The sequence below is a fragment of the Streptomyces spinoverrucosus genome (assembly GCF_015712165.1).
Lineage (GTDB): Bacteria > Actinomycetota > Actinomycetes > Streptomycetales > Streptomycetaceae > Streptomyces > Streptomyces spinoverrucosus_A.
In genome coordinates this window covers 4985205-5001477 of sequence record NZ_JADPZX010000001.1, presented here as the reverse complement: position 1 = coordinate 5001477, position 16273 = coordinate 4985205, and the positions used below count along the sequence as shown (strand labels likewise).

The window sequence follows — 16273 nt, the reverse complement described above, 5'->3', positions numbered from 1 at the left end:
TCTGGTGGTGATGTGAATCACACGTCGTGTATGACGCGCAAGTAGAGTGACGGCATGAAGGAGCCCCTCCACCGCCGTCGGCCGACCCCGGACAATCCGCGCGTGCAGCGCACGCGCAACCGCGTGCTGGCCGTCGCGCGCGAACTGCTGCCGCAGGTCGGGCCGGCAGGGCTGACCTATGCCCTGCTGGCCGAGCGGGCGGACGTCACACGGCAAACCCTCTACCGTCACTGGCCCACCCGAGCCGCCCTGCTCTTCGACCTCGTCATCGAGGGCCCCGACCTGGGCAGCTACCCCGAGCCGAGCAGTGACGTGGGTGCTGTCGCCACCGCCTGGCTGAAGAGCCTGCGCTCGGGCGTCGGCGTGCCGGCCGTACGCACCGCGGCCCTGGCCGTCGCCGCACAGGCCGACCACGACCCGGACAGCGCCCGAGCGCTCGCTCGGATCGGCGAGGACCGCCACGCCGATTTCAACAGGCTGCTGGAGCCTTCGGGCATCCAGGTCGGCGACGACGAGTTCACCCTGCTCTACGGCCCCGTCCTCGCCCGGCTCTTCCTGGACCGTGGCACGGTCACCGACGCCTTCATCGACTCCGTCGTGACCCAGTGGCTGGCGACGCTCCATCGCGCCGGCGCGCACCGCGCCGGTCCCGACAGTGACCGCGGCCCACTGAACTGAGCATGATCCCCACGCGCGAGGGGGCGCAGTCGGCGTTCCGCGACGCCTCCTCGCGCGGGCACCGCAGCGCGGAACAGCGTCCTTCCGGTCGTACGATCAGCCGGTCTTCTCTCCGCCCTCGGCCAGGACCCTGTCGCGCACGGCGGCGAGGGCTCCCGCCAGCGCACGCGCGGGCCTGCCGAAGGTCGTGACCGGGAACTGGGCGGGGCCGGTCTTGGCGGTGAAGGAGTGCGGGTAGGCGAACTCGCGGAGTCCTTCCTCGCCCTGCTTGCGCCCGTATCCGCTGTCGCTGCGGCCGCCGAAGGGCACCGCGGGGTTCATCGAGAACACCAGGACGTCGTTGATGCTGGTCATGCCCACGCGCAGGCGGCGGGCGATGGCTTCGCCGCGCTCACGGCTGAAGACGGCACTGCCGAGTCCGTACCGGCCGGCGTTGATGTGGGCGATGGCCTCGTCGGTGTCGGTGACCTTGACGACCGCCAGGGTGGGCCCGAACGTCTCGTCCGTCACCGCCAGGGAGTCGAAGCTCACGTCGACGAGGATGGTCGGCGCGACATAGTGGTCTCCCACCGCGTCGAGGCCGCCGACGGTGGCCGTCGCTCCGCGCTGCAGCGCGTCCTGGATGTGGTCCCGGATGATCGGTATCTGGGTGGGCAGGGGCACCGGGCCGATCTCCGCGTCCTCGCCGCTGCCCACGCGTACCTGCCGGGCGAGGTGGCTGATCTTGTCGACGAACTCGTCGTGGACGGACTCGACGACGTAGGCCACTTCGAGGTTGATGCAGCCGTGTCCGGTGTTCTGCACGGCGCCCCAGAGGACATGGGCGGCGGCTTCGTCGAGGTCGGCGTCCTCGGCGATGATGACGCCGTCCTTGCCTCCGAGTTCCAGCAGGACGGGGGTCAGGGTCTGCGCGCACTGGGCGGCCACCTTCTTGCCGGTGGCGACGCTGCCGGTGAAGGCGAGTTTGTCCAGGCCGGCCTCGATGAGCGCGCCGCCGGTGGCCCCGTATCCGTTCAGGTTCTGCACGACGGCCGGCAGGTCCGGAACGGCCCGCTGCCAGGTCCGGATGAGCCACTCGGCGACGCCGGGCGTGATCTGACTGGGCTTGAGGATGACGGCATTGCCGGCCGCGAGCGCGTCGGCGAGGATGGCGGCCGGGGTGAGCAGCGGAAAGTTCCACGGGCCGATGACACCGACGACGCCATAGGGCTGGTACTCGACCCACGCCCGCTGGTTGGGGACGGTCGGGCTGCCCGGGAGTTCCCTGCCGCCCAGCACGCGCGCGGCGTTCTCGGTGACGTACTCCAGGTGCTCCAGGGTCCCGAGCACCTCCACACGGGCCTCTTCCAGGGACTTGCCGTTCTCGGCATGAATGAGCGCGGCGCCCTCCTCACCTCCGAGGGCCAGCTCCCGCCGCCACGCGAGCAGGCGCTCCGCCCGGCCTTCGAAACCGAGGTCCCACCAGGCGGAGGCGACCGAACGGGCGGCGGCGACGGACGCGGCCGCCTCTTCCTTGCCGGCCACGGGATACCGGGCGAACTCGGCCCCGGTGGCTTGATCGAAGGTGACTATCTCGTCGGCGTCGTATCCGATGACTCCGTCACGCGTGATCGTCGCATCGTTGCTGGTCATGGGGTTCTCCCACTCTTCCTACGCCGACTCGCGTGCGGCACCCCGGGGCGATGACCGGGGGCGCACGTGGCGCTCGGCGCGAAGGGACGGTGAATGCCGGCGAATGACACGCCGACCTGGATGACTTCCCTGGGGCGAGGAGCCGAGGAGATCCGGCGCGACGCCCGCGGTTCGAAGGCACATCGGCCCCCACCAGGCAGGGCGCAGGGGGCCGTGACGAGATCAGAGTATCAATCATCTGGCCACTGTCAAACACTTGATAGATAGAAAGTAGGTGACAGGCATGAAGCCCCGTATGCTTCTCCACGTGACGCGAAATGAAGAGGATCCCGTCGCGCTCGACGCGCTGGACCGGGTGACTTGGGCGCTGCGCCGTGCGGAGCTTGCGGTGCTGGCACTAAAGGAACAGCGCCTGCGCCCCTTGGGCATGGCGGCCGCGCACTACACGCTCATGATGTCCGTCCACGCCGAACCGGGACTGGCCGGAGCCGAGTTGGCCCGCCGCCTCAACGTGACCCCGCAGGCCATCGCCTCCTTGGTGACCCGCCTGGAAGGTCGCGGACTGCTGGAACGGCGCGAGCACCCCCGCCACCGGCATGTACAGGAACTGCATCTCACCCCCGCCGGCCGCGAGGCGCTGCGCGCGGCCGACGCGGTGATCGCCGATGTCGAACGGCACGTCACCGACGACCTCGGCTCCGACGACACCACGGAACTGCGGGCACTGCTCAACCGGGTGGCCAAGAGGGCTCGCGAGGCCTGAGAGGGGCCCGGCACCGGCCACGCCGACCCCGCCCGGCGATCAGCCGATCAGCCCCGGACGCTCACCGCGCCGGAAAGGCGGAATGCGACGGGATCGCGCCGGACCCGGGATCACGGGGGCCCGTCGGCGGCAGAGCTGCCGGATTGAGTTCGGCCAGGGCCAAGGGCCGCCGGTACAGCAGGGAATGGGAGCCGCCGTGACCCAGCTCGTCGAACGAGGGCTACTGCGACGTGAGCCCCATCCGACCAGTCGTCGCAGCATGCGCCTGTACGCCACCGACGAAGGGCACTCGGTGGTCACGCGCGCGGCGTCGATCGCCGGTCGGATCGAAGCGGAGACGACGTCACCGCTCGGCGCGGACGACAAGGGCACCATCCACCGTCTGCTGTACCGCCTGGTCGAGCAGCTGAACCCGGACGCCCTCACCGTCGACAATCGCTCCTGACCCGAGGCCGCACGAAACGCACGCGCGGAATGAAAAGGGGCTCGTCAACCCGGTCATTCATATCCAGGGGACGGTTTCTTCCCCCCATCGCGGGTGGACATCACCTCGACACCGGCGAATCATGGTGTGCGGACCGCCAATCGGCGGAACCGGGGCGAAAAGGGGACTGGCGCCGTGGTCGAGACCGTTTCATTCAGGAACAAAGAAACAGAAATCGCGGGACACCTTCATCTGCCGGACGACTTCGACGAAGAAAAGAAGTACCCGGCTCTGGTCGGAATTCACCCGGCCGGTGGCGTGAAGGAGCAGACCATTGGCCAGTACGCGAAGCGACTGGCCGCCCATGGATTCGTCACCGTGGTTTACGACTCCTCTTATCAGGGAGAAAGCGGCGGCGAACCCCGCCTCCTGGAGGATCCGACGGTCAGGGTCGAGGACGCCCGCTGCGCGGCGGACTTCCTCACCACTCTCCCGTACGTCGACACCGAGCGGATGGGCGTCTTCGGTATCTGCGCGGGCGGCGGTTACGCGATCAGCGTGGCGCAGACCGAACGCCGCTTCAAGGCGGTTGCCACCGTCAGCGCGGCCCCGATGGGCGAGGGTTCGCGGGGCTTCCTGGGGCACCTGTCCCCGGTGGCCGAGCAGATCAAAACCCTGGAGATGGTCGCCCAGCAGCGCACGGCTCAGGCGCGCGGAGCGGCACCCGCCTACGCTCCCTTCGTCCCGGAGACGCTGGAGGAGATCGACGACAACACGCCGGACCTCCTGCGTGAGGGATACGACTACTACCGGACTCCGCGTGGTCAGCACCCCAATTCCAAGGGCCGTTTCCTGCTGACCAGCATGGACAAGATGTACGCCTTCTCGGCATTCGACCAGATCCCGGAACTGCTGACCCAGCCGCTGCTTCTCATCGCGGGAAGCAAGGCGGACACAAAGGTGTTCAGCGACCAGGCGTACGAGCTTTCCAACGGCCCGAAGGAACTGTTCGTCGTCGACGGCGCGACGCACATCGCCATGTATGACATTCCCGAGTACATGGATCAGGCGATCACCAAGATGGTGAAGTTCTTCGCCGTCCTCTAGCCCCGCCGAAGAAATCATTCAAGGAGAAAGATCACCATGTCCCATCCCGGCGGGCCCATAGTCGCCATCGCCTTTCATTCGGGCTACGGCCACACGGCCGTCATCGCCGAAGCCGTGGCGCGCGGTGCCGCGAGCGCCGGCGCCGAGGTCGTCTCGATCTCCGTCGACACCATCACCGACGAGCAGTGGGCACAGCTGGACGGCGCCGACGCGATCATCTTCGGCGCGGCGACGTACATGGGCACCGCCTCCGCGGCCTTCCACGCGTTCGCCCAGGCCAGCAGCAAGCGCTGGTTCCCGCACGCCTGGGTGGACAAGCTCGCCGCGGGCTTCACCAACTCCGGCGCGAAAAGCGGCGACAAGTCGTCCACCCTGGGCTACTTCGCCACCCTCGCCGCCCAGCACGGCATGCACTGGATCAGCCTGGGTCTGATGCCGGGATGGGACTCCACCAAGGGCAGCGAGGACGACATCAACCGGCTGGGCTTCTTCCTGGGTGCCGGTGCGCAGAGCCCGACCGACGCCGGTCCCGAGGCTGTCCACAAGTCGGACATCGCCACCGCGGAGCACCTCGGCGCGCGGGTCGCACGCCAGGCCGCGATCTTCCGCGCGGGCCGGACCGCCCTCGCCGCCTGATCACAGGACCCTTTTTCCGTTTCACCCACCCCCCGCAAGGAGCACAGCCATGTCCGATTCCCCGAGCCTCGCCGTCATCCGCCGGGTCTACGAGTCCCGAATGGCACCCGAGGTCACCAAGGAGGTGATGGCTCCGGACTTCGTCTGGGACATCACCCCCGGCTTCCCGAACAGCGGTGTCTATCACGGCTGGGAGAGCGTGGCCACGGACTTCTTCGGCAAGACGATGCCGAACTACGAGTCCTTCGGCGCGGTGCCCGAGGAGTTCTACGCGGACGAGACCGGCCATGTCTTCGTCTACGGCCACTACCACGCCGAGACGAAGACCGGGAACACGGCCGACGTCCGGTTCCTGCACCTGTGGACCGTCCGCGACGGCCAGGTCGTACGGATGCGGCAGATCGCCGACAGCCACGTCCTCCAGGAAGCCCTCAAGGGCTGACCCTCCCCTCATCAGGAGCTCCCCATGGCGAAGATCCTCTTCGTGATCACCGCGTCCGACCACTGGACGCTGGCCGACGGAACCCGCCAGCCCGCCGGTTTCTGGGCCGAGGAGGCCCTCGGTCCCTACCAGGTCTTCAAGGAGGCCGGATACGAGATCGCGGCGGCGACCCCCGGCGGTGTGCCGCCGACCGCCGACGCCCTCAGCCTCACCGCCGAGTTCAACGGCGGTGAGGAAGGCGCCGAGCGCATGCGGACCGCGCTGCGGGAGGCCACCGAGCTGGCACACCCGATGCGCATCGAGGACGTGAACATCGACGACTACGTGGCCGTCTTCTACCCCGGCGGCTGGGGCCCGATGGAGGACCTGCCCGACGACGCCGCTTCCGGCAGGCTCCTCACCGACTGGCTCGCCTCCGGCAAGCCGGTCTCCCTGGTCTGCCACGGCCCCGCCGCCCTGCTGGCCACCATCGGCCCCGACGGCACGTCCCCGTTCACCGGCTACCGTCTGACCGGCCTGTCCAACACCGAGGAGAAGCAGAACGGTCTCGCGGACCGCGCCAAGTGGCTGCTCCAGGACCGTCTCGTGGGCGAACTCAAGGCCGACTACCGCGAGGCCGAGCCGTTCACCCCGCACGTCGTGGTCGACCGCACCCTCTACACCGGCCAGAACCCGTACTCGGCCGTCCCCCTCGCCCAGGAGCTGGTCAAGGCGCTGGGCTGACGATCCGAAACGCCTCCGCTGGTGGCCCGGTGCGCGATCGCGCACCGGGTCACCGGCCGTCGCCGCCCACTGGCCGATCAGCCAGGGGAGGAATCTGTCCCCCCTACACGGTGCTCCGTTTGTGACAGGCTGAGCGTTATGAACCGCAACCCTCATCTGAACGAGCTGGGTGAGTTCCTCAAGGCGCGTCGTGCTGAGCTCACCCCCTCCGATGTCGGTCTCCGCGGCGGTCAGCGACGGCGTGTGAAGGGGTTGCGCCGTGAGGAGGTGGCACTCCTCGCCGCGATCAGCACCGAGTACTACACGCGGATCGAGCAGGGCCGGCTCCAAGCGTCGGCTCCCCTGCTCGACGAGATCGCCCAGGTGCTGCGGCTGAACGACGACCAGCGGGCCTACCTCTTCGACCTCGCGGCGAAGGAGCGGGTGCGCACGTCCGCGTACCGCGAGCGCCAGCAGGTGGACCCGCAGCTGCAGCGCATGCTGGACGATCTCACCTCCTCACCGGCCTTTGTCATCGGCCGGTGCACCGACATCCTCGGCTGGAACCAGCTCGCCGCCGCCCTGTGGACCGACTTCGGGCGCTACCCCGAGCAGGAGCGTGTGTTCGTCCGGCTGCTGTTCACCGAACCCTGGATGCGTGAGCTGTACGTCGACTGGGAGGAGGTCACCCGGCTGGCCATCGCCCAGCTGCGCATGGAGAGCGCGCGCTACCCCGACGACCAGCCCCTCACCGCACTGGTCGAGGAACTCTCCGCCCGTGACGCGCAGTTCCGGCAGTGGTGGACCGAGCACGACGTCGCGATGCGGGGCCAGGGCGTCAAGAAGCTGCGTCATCCGGTGGTGGGCGAGCTGACGCTGGACTGGAACACGCTCACCTGCGGCACGGACCCCGACCAGCACATCATCGTGTGGAACGCCGAACCCGGCTCTCCGTCCCACGACGGGCTGCGGCTCCTCGCCTCCTGGGCCGCCGACCAGAAGCCGACGGCGTCCGACGCGACGACCTGAACGCTTTCGCTCATGTGGGGGGAAGAATGTGTCCCCCCTGTAGCCGTATCCCCGCCAAAATTCTTCCCCTTTTCCGGGCGTATGCGAGACGGAAAAGTCGAACACCTCGACGACCTATGTCAGACAACGAGGTGCTTCGCATGAAGGCTGTAGGTTTCACGGAATTCGGTGGGCCGGAGGTGCTTCAGGTTCTTGAGCTGCCTGCCCCGGATGCCGGTCCGGGAGAGGTGCGCATCCGGGTGCGCGCCGCGACCGTCAACGCAGTCGACGCCCTCCGGCGCAGGGGACCCGCCCGGTCTCCGGACGCCCGGCCGCCGTTCGTTCCCGGCATGGAGGCCGCCGGCGTGGTGGACCAGATCGGCGCGGGTACGGACACGGACCTGCGCGTCGGCGACCAGGTGATGGCGATCGTGCTCGCCGACGGTTCCCACGGCGCCTACGCCGAGCAGGTCGTGGTCCCGGCGGAGTCCGTGGTGCGCGCACCCGACGGCGCGAGCGACGTGCAGGCCGCGACTCTGCCGATGAACGGTCTGACCGCCCGCCTGGCGTTGGACACGCTCGGCCTGGCGGCCGGGCAGACCGTCGCCGTCACCGGTGCGGCGGGCGCGGTGGGCGGTTACGCGATCCAGCTGGCCAAGGCGGACGGGCTGCGGGTGGTGGCCGACGCGTCGGAGCAGGACGAGACCCTGGTCAAGGAACTCGGCGCCGACATCGTCCTCCGCCGCGGCGCCGAATACCCCGACCTAGTACGCACGGAGGTCCCGGAAGGCGTCGACGGACTCCTCGACGGAGCCTCGCTCGGCGCTCTCACCGCCCGGGCGGTGCGTGACGGCGGCCGAGTGGTCACGCTGCTGGGCTACGACGGTCCCGGTGAACGGGGCATCGTCTACCAGCCGATCGTCGTGTTCCGCTACGCCCGGGAGCGGGCCGAGCTCGACCGGCTGCGGCAGCAGGTGGAGGACGGCCGGATCACGCTCCGGGTCGCCAGGACGTTTCCGGCCGAACAGGCCGCCGAGGCACACCGGCTCCTCGCCGCGGGCGGTGTGCGTGGCCGCATGGTGCTGACCTTCTGATGCGGGGCACATGCGGGCGCTGAGGCGACCGCCCTCGACGCCACCGCGTGCGTGTGGCCGGACGACGTATGACGTCCGGCCACACACGTGTTACGCGGCGAACGCGTTCACACCCGTCAGTTCCGCCGACAGCTCCCACAGGCGTGCCGCCTGCTCCGGATCGGTCGCCCAGTCCTTGACACCGCGCATCTCGCCGTCGGCGGGAGCGGGCTCGGCTACGTCGCAGTCCTCGAGGTAGAGGCCGCCCAGGCCGGCGAGTTGGGGCGAGGTCGCCGCCCACACCTGCGTGGCCGCGCCCTGCTGCGGGTTCTTGAAGAAGTCCGGGTTGCGCAGGTTTCCGTCCTCGTCGAACCAGCCGAACTCCACCCTCTCCTCCTCCGGCACGTGCCGCAGGAGGGGCGTGATGATGACCCCGGGATGCACGGCGAAGGCCCGGACGCCGAACTCCTCGGCAAGCTTGTCCAGATGGACGGCGAACAGCGCGTTCGCGGTCTTGGCCTGCCCGTACGCCTGCCACTTGTCGTAGCCCCGCGTCCAGTGGATGTCGTCCCAGCGGATGCCGGACATGTGGTGGCCGCCGGAGGAGACGGAGACGACCCTCGCACGGCCCTGTTCGAGAGCCGGCCAGAGACGGTTGACGAGGGCGTAGTGGCCGAGGTGGTTGATCGCGAACTGGGCCTCCCAGCCGGGTCCGACCCGGGTCTCGGGGCAGGCCATGATTCCGGCGCTGTCGATGATGAGGTCGACGGGCCGGCCGGCGGCGAGGAACCGCTCCGCGAAGCCGCGTACGCTCTCCAGATCACCGAGGTCCAACTCGTCCACCTCGACGCCCGGTGTCCCGTTCAGTGCCTCTCGGGCGTCCGCCGGACGGCGCGCGGGGACGACGACGTGGGCACCGGCACGGGTGAGCGCGCGGGTGGTCTCCAGGCCGATGCCCGAGTAGCCGCCCGTGACGATCGCGAGCTTCCCGCTCAGGTCGATGCCTTTGAGGACGTCGGCGGCGGTGCTCGTGGCGTCGAAACCAGAGCCGATCCTGTGCTGTGCGGTATTCATGTGAAAGCGCTCCAAACGTGAACAGGAGAATGCGGGGCAGCGAGTTCGGGGTGGTGGGGGTGCTCAGCCGTTTCGCTGGTCGTGGAGCGGTCCGCGGCAGCCGAGCGCCCACATGAGGAGTGCGGCGCAACCGAGGACGGCGCCGGTCAGTGAGACCGCCGTCCAGCCGCCGGCGGACCACAGTGCGGAGGCGGCGGCCGAGCCGATCGCGCCGCCGACGAAGTTGCAGGTGACGAAGGCAGTGTTGAGGCGGCTGCGGGCCCCCGGTGCGATCGCGAACAACCGCGTCTGGTTGAGGATGTTCACGCCCTGCACGGCGATGTCGAGCAGCACTATGGCCACGATGATCAGCACGACGGAACGCTCACCGATGGCCGCGACGACGAAGGAGACCACGATCGCGGCCCAGCCCCATCCGGTCGCCGGAAGGGACCAGCCCCGGTCGTGGAGCCGGCCCGCGCGCTGGGCGGCCAGCGCCCCGACCAGGCCGATGAGGCCGAACAGGCCGATGACGGAGACCGAGTAGGAGAACGGCTCCGCGCTGAGCAGGAAGGTCAGGGCGGTCCAGAACATGGTGAAGACACCGAAGGCGGTGGCACCCAGCGCCAGGGTCCAGCGCACCGTACGCTCCTGCCGGATCACCTGCCAGACCGAGAGCAGCAGCCGCGGGTACGGCAGGTGCGCCTTCGGAGGGAGCTGGGGGATCGCACGGCGCAGCAGCAGCGCGAAGACGACCGCTGCCGCAGCGGCGACAACGTAGATGGCACGCCATCCGGCGGCGTCGGCGATGAGTCCGCTGATGGTGCGGGAGACGAGGATGCCGATGAGCAGCCCGGACACGACGGTCCCCACCACCTGCCCGCGATGGGTGTCGTCGGCGAGGTCACCGGCGAGCGGGGTCAGCAGCTGGCCGCTGACGGTGGTCAGGCCCAGGAGGGTGATCGCGACCAGGAACACGCCGATGGACGGAGCGAGCGCGCAGGCGATGAGGGCCACGGCCGCGCAGAGCATCAGCCCGGGAATGAACCGGCGCCGGTCGAGGACGTCGCCGAGTGGCACCAGCAACAGTGCCCCCGCCGCATAGCCGATCTGCGTGGCCGTCACCAGCCAGCCCGCGACGGCGTGGGAGGCGTGCAGGTCGTCGGCCATGAAGTCGAGCAACGGCTGAGCCCAGTAGAGGTTGGCTACCGCGGTGCCGCCGGCGATCGCGAACAGCAGGGCCAGGCCGCGGCTCATTCTGTTCGTACCCGCCACGGCTGGGGTGCTCGGCGTGGAGGTGTTGGAATTGTCCATGCAGGTGTCCAGGTAGGTGGTGCAGCTCGGCTGGGCTGATCGCTCGATGCAGGGCCCGGGGGGCGGACCGACTACCGGCCGAACAGGGGACCGCGTTCGTCTCCTCGCAGAAGCTCATGTCACTTCTGGGTGTCCGGCTCCGCCTTTCCGCGCCCGGCAATAGCCTCTCCCGCATGAGGAGAAGAAGGTAAGAGGAGGATTCCTTACCTGGGCGCGCCTTATCCAGGGGAGAGATTCTTCCCCCCTTTACGGCAATACGAATTCGATTCCGCGCAGCTACCGTCAGTGGACGACCTGCCCCGACGAGGAAGTCGGCAGCGGGCATTCCTGGAGATTGCCGACCGGCAGCGGAGGAAGCGTCGGTGGCGCAGGACGTGGACGAGCAGGGGCCGGACCTTCTCAGGCCGTGCAGGGGGTGTCACCCACGACGTCGGGTGTCCACATGCTGCCGATGGTGCTCGGGCTGCTGCTGACGCTCCACGGTGTCGGGCCCGATCGTCTCGCGCGTCGGGCGCTGGAAGGTCTTCCCGGTGCTCGGCACCGCCGATCACCGCCCTGGGACTGTTGCTGCTGCACCGGCTCGTGGACACCGCGCGCGACCCCCGCTCACGGGAGGCGAGGATGACCATCCGCGTTCTGCTGGCCGACGACCACGCCCTCGTCCGTAGCAGCTTCCGCATACTCATCGAGTCGGAACCGGACCTGGAGGTGGTCGGGGAGGCCGCCACGGGCCACGAGGCAGTCAGACTGGCCCGCAGCGCCCGTGCCGATGTCGTCCTGATGGACATCTGGATGCCCGGCATGGACGGCATCGCCGCAACCCGCGCCCTCACGGCGGACCAAGGCCTGACGGACGTACGAGTGCTGATGCTGACGACCTTCGAAGCCGACGAGTACGTCTTCCAGGCGCTGCGCGCGGGGGCCAGCGGGTTCCTCGGCAAGGGGGTCGGCCTGCCCGACCTCTTCCACGCCATCCGGCTGGTCGCCGACGGAGAGTGCCTGCTGTCACCCGGCGCGACCAAGGCGCTCATCAACCGCTACCTCGCCACGCCGGAGAGGCCGAGTACCGGAGCCGCGGAGCTGAGGAGCCTGACCACACGCGAGCGCCAAGTCCTCATGCTGGTGGCCGCGGGCCTCTCCAACGACGCCATAGCCGAGCAGCTCCGTATCTCGCCCTCGACCGCCAAGACCCACGCGAACCGCATCATGACCAAGCTCGGCGTCGGCAGTCGCGCCCAACTCGTCGTGATCGCCTACCAGACCGGCTACGTCCGTCCCGGCGCATGACCCGCCCCGCCCCCGCCCGTTCGGACAGTCTCGTCGGCCCGTCATGGCGTCGCGCCCTCGGCAGGGTCCTGCGGACCGGCGGACCAGGACGCGAGGAAGCGCAGTCCGTCGTCGGAGGGGCTCCCTGGCTCTGCGGTCCACATCACCAGGTGCTGGGACGGATCGCCCGCGCAGGTCAGGGTGGACCAGCCGAGCGTGAGGTCGCCTACGACCGGATGGCGCAGCCTCTTGGTGCCCATGCACAGGCCGGCCGCGTGGCGGCCCGCCCACCACTGCCGGAAGTCGGCGTCCGCCACCGACAGTTCGCCGACCAGTGCGGTCAGCCCGGGGTCGTCAGGGCTCTTGGCGGCCTCCAGTCGCAGCTGGGCGACACAACTGCGGGCGATCGTCGACCAGTCGGGGCAGGTCTCCCGGAGGCGGGGGTCGGTGAAGACCAGCCGGGCGTAGTTGCGCTTCTTCCGCGGGATTCGGCCGAAGTCGGTGAGAAGAGCGGCTGCCAGGGCGTTCCAGGCCAGGACGTCCATGCGTCGCCCCAGGACGAGCGCGGGGGTCGTGCTCAGCTCGTCCAGGAGACGTCTGAACCGTGGGTGGACTTTCTGCACCGGCCGACGGCGCGGAGCGCGCTCGTCCCGGGCGGCGAGCTCGAACAGACGGTCTCGCTCGTCGTCGTCGAGGTGCAGCACGCGCACGAGTGTGGCGAGCACCGATCCGGACACGGCGGCCCGCCCCTGTTCCAGCCGGGTGTAGCAACCGGTGCTGATCCCCGCGAGCCGAGCGACTTCCTCCCGTCGCAGACCGGCCACCCGCCGGGGTGACTTCGACTCAGGCAGACCGACGGTGCGCGGGCTGATACGTGCACGGCATTCCTTGAGGAAATCCCCCAGTTCCAAAGGTGCTCTGCTGTACATGGCATCCAGCGTCGCAGGAAGTGGCGGGAAAATGAGGGGGAGGAATCTCTCCCGGGTACGGAAACCCGGGTACGGAAAATCGATACCGCGGGGCCGCGTTCCCGCGTTCGCCGGATCAGGCCCGGATCGTGCCGGCACGCGAGGCGAGCCGACGCAATCCGTCGTAGGAAGAGGTGCCGGGTTCCGCGGTCCACACGACAAGCACCTGATCAGAGTTGATGCCGCAGGTCAACGCGTCCCCGTCGAGGACCAGCTCGCCTGCGACGGGATGCCGGAACCTCCTCGTGCCCAGGTTGCGCGGCGGCGCGTGATCGCCTGCCCACCACTGCCCGAAGTCCTTGTCCAGCACCGAGAGTTCGCCGACCAGAGCGGTCAGCCGCGCATCGTCCGGGTACCGGGCGGACAGAGTGCGCAGCTGTGACACCGCGTCGCGGGCGACCGTCCGCCAGTCCGCGTACAGCGACCGCATCCGCGGGTCGGTGAAGAGGACGCGCGCGTAGTTCCGCCTGCCCATGGGCAGCTGCGCGAAATCGGTGAGCAGGGCGGCGGCGGGCGGGTTCCAGGCCAGGACGTCCATACGGCGGCCGAGCACCACGCCAGGAGTCACGGTGAGGTCGTCCAGCAGTCGGCGCAACTGCGGTTGCACCTTCTGTGCGGCCCCACGGCGGGGGCGGCCCGTCTGCCGTCCGGTCAGTTCGAACAGGTGATCGCGCTGCTCGTCGTCCAGATGCAGGACCTGCGCGAGCGTTGTCAGGAGCGGCGCGGACGGCTGGATGCGGCCCTGTTCCAGCCGGGTGTAGTAATCGGTGCTGATGGCGGCGAGCAGGGCGACCTCCTCCCGCCGCAATCCGGCCACACGCCGTCGGCCCCCACTGTCGGGCAGGCCGACAGTGCGCGGACTCAATTTGGCCCGTTGCGCCTTGAGGAATTGTCCCAGCTCCTTCAGGTACGAGTCGCTGGCCATACCGACCAGTCTCACACTGCTCCGCCCTCGCGAGGGGGGTAAGGATTCTTCCCTGGTTAACTCTTTCCCAGCCTGGAATTCTCCCCTTTGCGGGCTCCCGCCAAGGCGGCAGGGTCAAGGACAAGGCCGTGGCAGGACCGGCCACCGACAGCACTCGCCGCAACCGAGGCGGCCGCCGCGTCCCGACTCGTGATCGTCCACCGAATGCACACGTGATGCGGCGTCCCGGGCGGCGGACCCGGGCGGCGGGCGACGACGGTCACGGGCCCTCATCACGCCGCCTGCCTTCGGTGAGCACGCCGAGCGGTCCCCGGCCGACAGCCGGGCGACCAGAACGAGTCGGACAAACGCTAGGAGCACCACCTGATGACGGAACGGAAGAAGTTCGCGCCGCCGGCGATCCAGGAGTTCGCCCCGAAGCTCGCCGAGGTCACCGACACGGTCCTGTTCGGTGACATCTGGGAGCGGCCGGGGCTGTCCCCGCGCGACCGCAGCCTGGTCACGGTCACCGCTCTCGCCGCCCTGTACCGCACCGACCAGCTCGGCTTCCACCTGGGCAAGGCGCTGGAGAACGGCGTCACCGAGGACGAGCTCGTCGAGGCCATCACCCATCTGGCCTTCTACGCCGGATGGCCCAACGCCATGTCGGCGATGACCCAGCTCAAGGAGATCGTGGACAAGGCCGGTCCGTCCGATTCCGGCTGAGGTCCTTCCCAGCCGTACCACCCTCGTCGGCTCGCCCCCACCCACAGCCCCCACCCAGCCGCCGCACGCCCGGCGGCAGCACCGCCCGGAGAGCAACAGACCATGGAACTGCCGCAGCGGCCCCCGACCACGAAGCTTCCCGCCGAGTGGTTCACCGGTGACGTCCATGCCGACGTGCTCCACCGCGGCGAGGAGCCCTCCCGGCTGAGAGCCAACATGGTCCGGTTCGCTCCCGGGGCCCGCACTCCCACGGCCTGGGCCAGACCCTCTACATCATCGAGGGCGTCGCGCTGGTGCAGTCCCGCGGCGGTCACACCATCGAGGCGCGCCCCGGCGACGTCATCCACACATCCCCGGGCGAGGAGCACTGGCACGGCGCCGCGCCCGACCGGTTCATGACCCATCTCGCCCTGTGGGAGACGGACGACACCACCTGGCCCGACCACGTCACGGACGCCGAGTACCACGGCCCGCGCGTCACAGGCCGCTCCCGCGCCTGATCCCACGACCGACCCAAGGAAGACCTGAGGCACCCTCATGCGAGCAACCATCATTCACGCGCCGGGCGACATCCGGGTGGAGAACGCCCCCGAGCCGAAGATCATGGCTCCGACGGACGCGGTCGTCCGCACCGTCGCCGCCTGCGTGTGCGGCTCCGATCTGTGGAGCTACCGGGGCGTCCTGCCGGTCGCCGGGCCGCAGCCGATCGGCCACGAGTACGTCGGTGTCGTCGAGGAGGTCGGCAGCGAGGTCTCGACCGTCAGGCCGGGGCAGTTCGTCATCGGTTCCTTCGTGGCCTCCGACAACACCTGCCCGATCTGCCAGGCCGGCTACCAGACCTCCTGCCAGCACGCGCAGTGGGTCAACGGCGCCCAGGCCGAGTACCTCCGCGTCCCCCTCGCCGACGGCACGCTGGTCGCCACCCCGCAGGAGCCGGACGAGGAGCTGATCCCGAGCCTGCTGACCCTGTCCGACGTCATGGGCACCGGCTGGTACGCCGCCAAGGCCGCCGAGGTGAATCCCGGTTCGACCGCCGTGGTCGTCGGCGACGGCGCGGTCGGCCTGTCCGGCGTCATCGCCGCGAAGGAGCTGGGTGCCGAGCGCATCATCGCCATGAGCCGGCACGAGTCCCGGCAGAAGCTGGCCCTGGAGTTCGGCGCCACCGACATCGTCACCGAACGCGGCGAGGAGGGCGTGGCCCGGATCAAGGAGCTGACCAACGGCGTCGGCGCCGACTCGGTCCTCGAATGCGTCGGCACGCAGGAGTCGATGCGCCAGGGCCTGCAGTCCGCGCGTCCGGGCGGCAACGTCGGCTTCGTCGGCTTCCCGCACGGTACGCAGATCGACGGCCAGGAGCTCTTCTTCTCCCACGTCGGCCTGCGCGGCGGCCCCGCTCCGGTGCGCGCCTACCTCCCCGACCTGATCGACCGCGTCTTCGACGGCCGTATCAACCCCGGCAAGGTCTTCGACCTCACCCTGCCCCTGGACCAGGCAGCCGAGGGCTACAAGGCCATGGACGAGCGCCGCGCCATCAAGACGCTGCTGCGTCCGTGACCGGAAGAAGAACTGACCCACAG

The 16273-nt window shown here is 69.4% G+C and carries 18 protein-coding genes and 1 pseudogene; 14 read left to right on the top strand and 5 right to left on the bottom strand.

Annotated features, from left to right (window positions below; all coding sequences use genetic code 11):
• Positions 1 to 54 precede the first annotated feature (54 nt).
• Positions 55 to 678, top strand: a complete 624-nt coding sequence (locus tag I2W78_RS22750) for a TetR/AcrR family transcriptional regulator (protein ID WP_196462118.1) — start codon at positions 55 to 57, stop codon at positions 676 to 678.
• A 96-nt stretch (positions 679 to 774) separates the two neighbouring features.
• On the opposite strand, the gene I2W78_RS22745 is transcribed toward I2W78_RS22750, so the two are convergent.
• Positions 775 to 2310 carry an aldehyde dehydrogenase family protein gene (locus I2W78_RS22745; protein WP_196462117.1) on the bottom strand — a complete coding sequence of 512 codons (1536 nt, stop codon included), beginning with the start codon at positions 2308 to 2310 and terminating at the stop codon, positions 775 to 777.
• A 307-nt stretch (positions 2311 to 2617) separates the two neighbouring features.
• Here I2W78_RS22745 and I2W78_RS22740 point away from each other — a divergent pair, with 307 nt between their 5' ends.
• The 8 genes from I2W78_RS22740 to I2W78_RS22705 all read left to right on the top strand — a co-directional run bounded on the left by I2W78_RS22740 (position 2618) and on the right by I2W78_RS22705 (position 8486).
• A complete protein-coding gene (locus I2W78_RS22740; RefSeq protein WP_196462116.1) occupies positions 2618 to 3073 on the top strand; it encodes a MarR family winged helix-turn-helix transcriptional regulator in 456 nt (151 codons plus the stop codon).
• Between the two features lie 196 nt (positions 3074 to 3269).
• Complete coding sequence (locus I2W78_RS22735; RefSeq protein ID WP_196462115.1) at positions 3270 to 3518, top strand: MarR family winged helix-turn-helix transcriptional regulator; 249 nt, start codon at positions 3270 to 3272, stop codon at positions 3516 to 3518.
• 174 nt (positions 3519 to 3692) lie between these two features.
• Entirely contained in the window at positions 3693 to 4604 is a 912-nt protein-coding gene (locus I2W78_RS22730) for an alpha/beta hydrolase (protein ID WP_307783742.1), read from the top strand.
• Between the two features lie 36 nt (positions 4605 to 4640).
• On the top strand, positions 4641 to 5240 hold the full coding sequence (locus I2W78_RS22725) for a flavodoxin family protein (protein ID WP_196462114.1): 600 nt from the start codon (positions 4641 to 4643) through the stop codon (positions 5238 to 5240).
• Between the two features lie 49 nt (positions 5241 to 5289).
• The gene (locus tag I2W78_RS22720) at positions 5290 to 5682 is read left to right on the top strand and encodes a nuclear transport factor 2 family protein (protein ID WP_196462113.1); all 393 of its coding nucleotides are present in this window, start codon (positions 5290 to 5292) and stop codon (positions 5680 to 5682) included.
• A gap of 24 nt (positions 5683 to 5706) precedes the next feature.
• Positions 5707 to 6405, top strand: a complete 699-nt coding sequence (locus tag I2W78_RS22715) for a type 1 glutamine amidotransferase domain-containing protein (RefSeq protein ID WP_196462112.1) — start codon at positions 5707 to 5709, stop codon at positions 6403 to 6405.
• A 138-nt stretch (positions 6406 to 6543) separates the two neighbouring features.
• Positions 6544 to 7413: a helix-turn-helix domain-containing protein gene (locus I2W78_RS22710; RefSeq protein WP_196462111.1), complete on the top strand. Its 870-nt coding sequence runs from the start codon at positions 6544 to 6546 to the stop codon at positions 7411 to 7413.
• Positions 7414 to 7553: 140 nt separating this feature from the next.
• Positions 7554 to 8486 carry an NADP-dependent oxidoreductase gene (locus I2W78_RS22705; RefSeq protein WP_196462110.1) on the top strand — a complete coding sequence of 311 codons (933 nt, stop codon included), beginning with the start codon at positions 7554 to 7556 and terminating at the stop codon, positions 8484 to 8486.
• A gap of 90 nt (positions 8487 to 8576) precedes the next feature.
• On the opposite strand, the gene I2W78_RS22700 is transcribed toward I2W78_RS22705, so the two are convergent.
• Positions 8577 to 9539 carry an SDR family NAD(P)-dependent oxidoreductase gene (locus tag I2W78_RS22700; protein ID WP_196462109.1) on the bottom strand — a complete coding sequence of 321 codons (963 nt, stop codon included), beginning with the start codon at positions 9537 to 9539 and terminating at the stop codon, positions 8577 to 8579.
• 63 nt (positions 9540 to 9602) lie between these two features.
• Positions 9603 to 10832: an MFS transporter gene (locus I2W78_RS22695; RefSeq protein ID WP_196462108.1), complete on the bottom strand. Its 1230-nt coding sequence runs from the start codon at positions 10830 to 10832 to the stop codon at positions 9603 to 9605.
• 400 nt (positions 10833 to 11232) lie between these two features.
• On the opposite strand from I2W78_RS22695, the pseudogene I2W78_RS40675 reads away from it, so the two are divergent.
• Positions 11233 to 11414, top strand: a pseudogene (locus tag I2W78_RS40675) (hypothetical protein); the annotation flags it as partial.
• Positions 11415 to 11453: 39 nt separating this feature from the next.
• On the top strand, positions 11454 to 12119 hold the full coding sequence (locus I2W78_RS22690; RefSeq protein WP_196462107.1) for a response regulator: 666 nt from the start codon (positions 11454 to 11456) through the stop codon (positions 12117 to 12119).
• 41 nt (positions 12120 to 12160) lie between these two features.
• Here I2W78_RS22690 and I2W78_RS22685 read toward each other — a convergent pair whose 3' ends face one another.
• Together I2W78_RS22685 and I2W78_RS22680 are read right to left on the bottom strand one after the other, a co-directional pair.
• The gene (locus tag I2W78_RS22685; protein ID WP_196462106.1) at positions 12161 to 13027 is read right to left on the bottom strand and encodes a helix-turn-helix domain-containing protein; all 867 of its coding nucleotides are present in this window, start codon (positions 13025 to 13027) and stop codon (positions 12161 to 12163) included.
• A 115-nt stretch (positions 13028 to 13142) separates the two neighbouring features.
• On the bottom strand, positions 13143 to 13991 hold the full coding sequence (locus I2W78_RS22680) for a helix-turn-helix domain-containing protein (RefSeq protein ID WP_196462105.1): 849 nt from the start codon (positions 13989 to 13991) through the stop codon (positions 13143 to 13145).
• 366 nt (positions 13992 to 14357) lie between these two features.
• On the opposite strand from I2W78_RS22680, the gene I2W78_RS22675 reads away from it, so the two are divergent.
• From I2W78_RS22675 to I2W78_RS22665, 3 genes are all read left to right on the top strand, one after another.
• The gene (locus tag I2W78_RS22675; RefSeq protein ID WP_196462104.1) at positions 14358 to 14696 is read left to right on the top strand and encodes a carboxymuconolactone decarboxylase family protein; all 339 of its coding nucleotides are present in this window, start codon (positions 14358 to 14360) and stop codon (positions 14694 to 14696) included.
• Positions 14697 to 14950: 254 nt separating this feature from the next.
• Positions 14951 to 15196: a cupin domain-containing protein gene (locus I2W78_RS41470; protein ID WP_307783982.1), complete on the top strand. Its 246-nt coding sequence runs from the start codon at positions 14951 to 14953 to the stop codon at positions 15194 to 15196.
• Positions 15197 to 15233: 37 nt separating this feature from the next.
• Positions 15234 to 16250, top strand: coding sequence for a zinc-dependent alcohol dehydrogenase family protein (locus tag I2W78_RS22665; protein ID WP_196462103.1), 1017 nt, complete (start codon positions 15234 to 15236; stop codon positions 16248 to 16250).
• Positions 16251 to 16273 lie beyond the last annotated feature (23 nt).

What these genes read in the sequence shown, in the direction of transcription:
- I2W78_RS22750 (WP_196462118.1), top strand. Translation starts at nt 55, where the DNA reads ATGAAGGAGCCCCTCCACCGCCGTCGGCCGACCCCGGACAATCCGCGC.
- I2W78_RS22745 (WP_196462117.1), bottom strand. Translation starts at nt 2,310, where the DNA reads ATGACCAGCAACGATGCGACGATCACGCGTGACGGAGTCATCGGATAC.
- I2W78_RS22725 (WP_196462114.1), top strand. Translation starts at nt 4,641, where the DNA reads ATGTCCCATCCCGGCGGGCCCATAGTCGCCATCGCCTTTCATTCGGGC.
- I2W78_RS22720 (WP_196462113.1), top strand. Translation starts at nt 5,290, where the DNA reads ATGTCCGATTCCCCGAGCCTCGCCGTCATCCGCCGGGTCTACGAGTCC.
- I2W78_RS22715 (WP_196462112.1), top strand. Translation starts at nt 5,707, where the DNA reads ATGGCGAAGATCCTCTTCGTGATCACCGCGTCCGACCACTGGACGCTG.
- I2W78_RS22710 (WP_196462111.1), top strand. Translation starts at nt 6,544, where the DNA reads ATGAACCGCAACCCTCATCTGAACGAGCTGGGTGAGTTCCTCAAGGCG.
- I2W78_RS22705 (WP_196462110.1), top strand. Translation starts at nt 7,554, where the DNA reads ATGAAGGCTGTAGGTTTCACGGAATTCGGTGGGCCGGAGGTGCTTCAG.
- I2W78_RS22700 (WP_196462109.1), bottom strand. Translation starts at nt 9,539, where the DNA reads ATGAATACCGCACAGCACAGGATCGGCTCTGGTTTCGACGCCACGAGC.
- I2W78_RS22695 (WP_196462108.1), bottom strand. Translation starts at nt 10,832, where the DNA reads ATGGACAATTCCAACACCTCCACGCCGAGCACCCCAGCCGTGGCGGGT.
- I2W78_RS22690 (WP_196462107.1), top strand. Translation starts at nt 11,454, where the DNA reads ATGACCATCCGCGTTCTGCTGGCCGACGACCACGCCCTCGTCCGTAGC.
- I2W78_RS22685 (WP_196462106.1), bottom strand. Translation starts at nt 13,027, where the DNA reads ATGTACAGCAGAGCACCTTTGGAACTGGGGGATTTCCTCAAGGAATGC.
- I2W78_RS22680 (WP_196462105.1), bottom strand. Translation starts at nt 13,991, where the DNA reads ATGGCCAGCGACTCGTACCTGAAGGAGCTGGGACAATTCCTCAAGGCG.
- I2W78_RS22675 (WP_196462104.1), top strand. Translation starts at nt 14,358, where the DNA reads ATGACGGAACGGAAGAAGTTCGCGCCGCCGGCGATCCAGGAGTTCGCC.
- I2W78_RS22665 (WP_196462103.1), top strand. Translation starts at nt 15,234, where the DNA reads ATGCGAGCAACCATCATTCACGCGCCGGGCGACATCCGGGTGGAGAAC.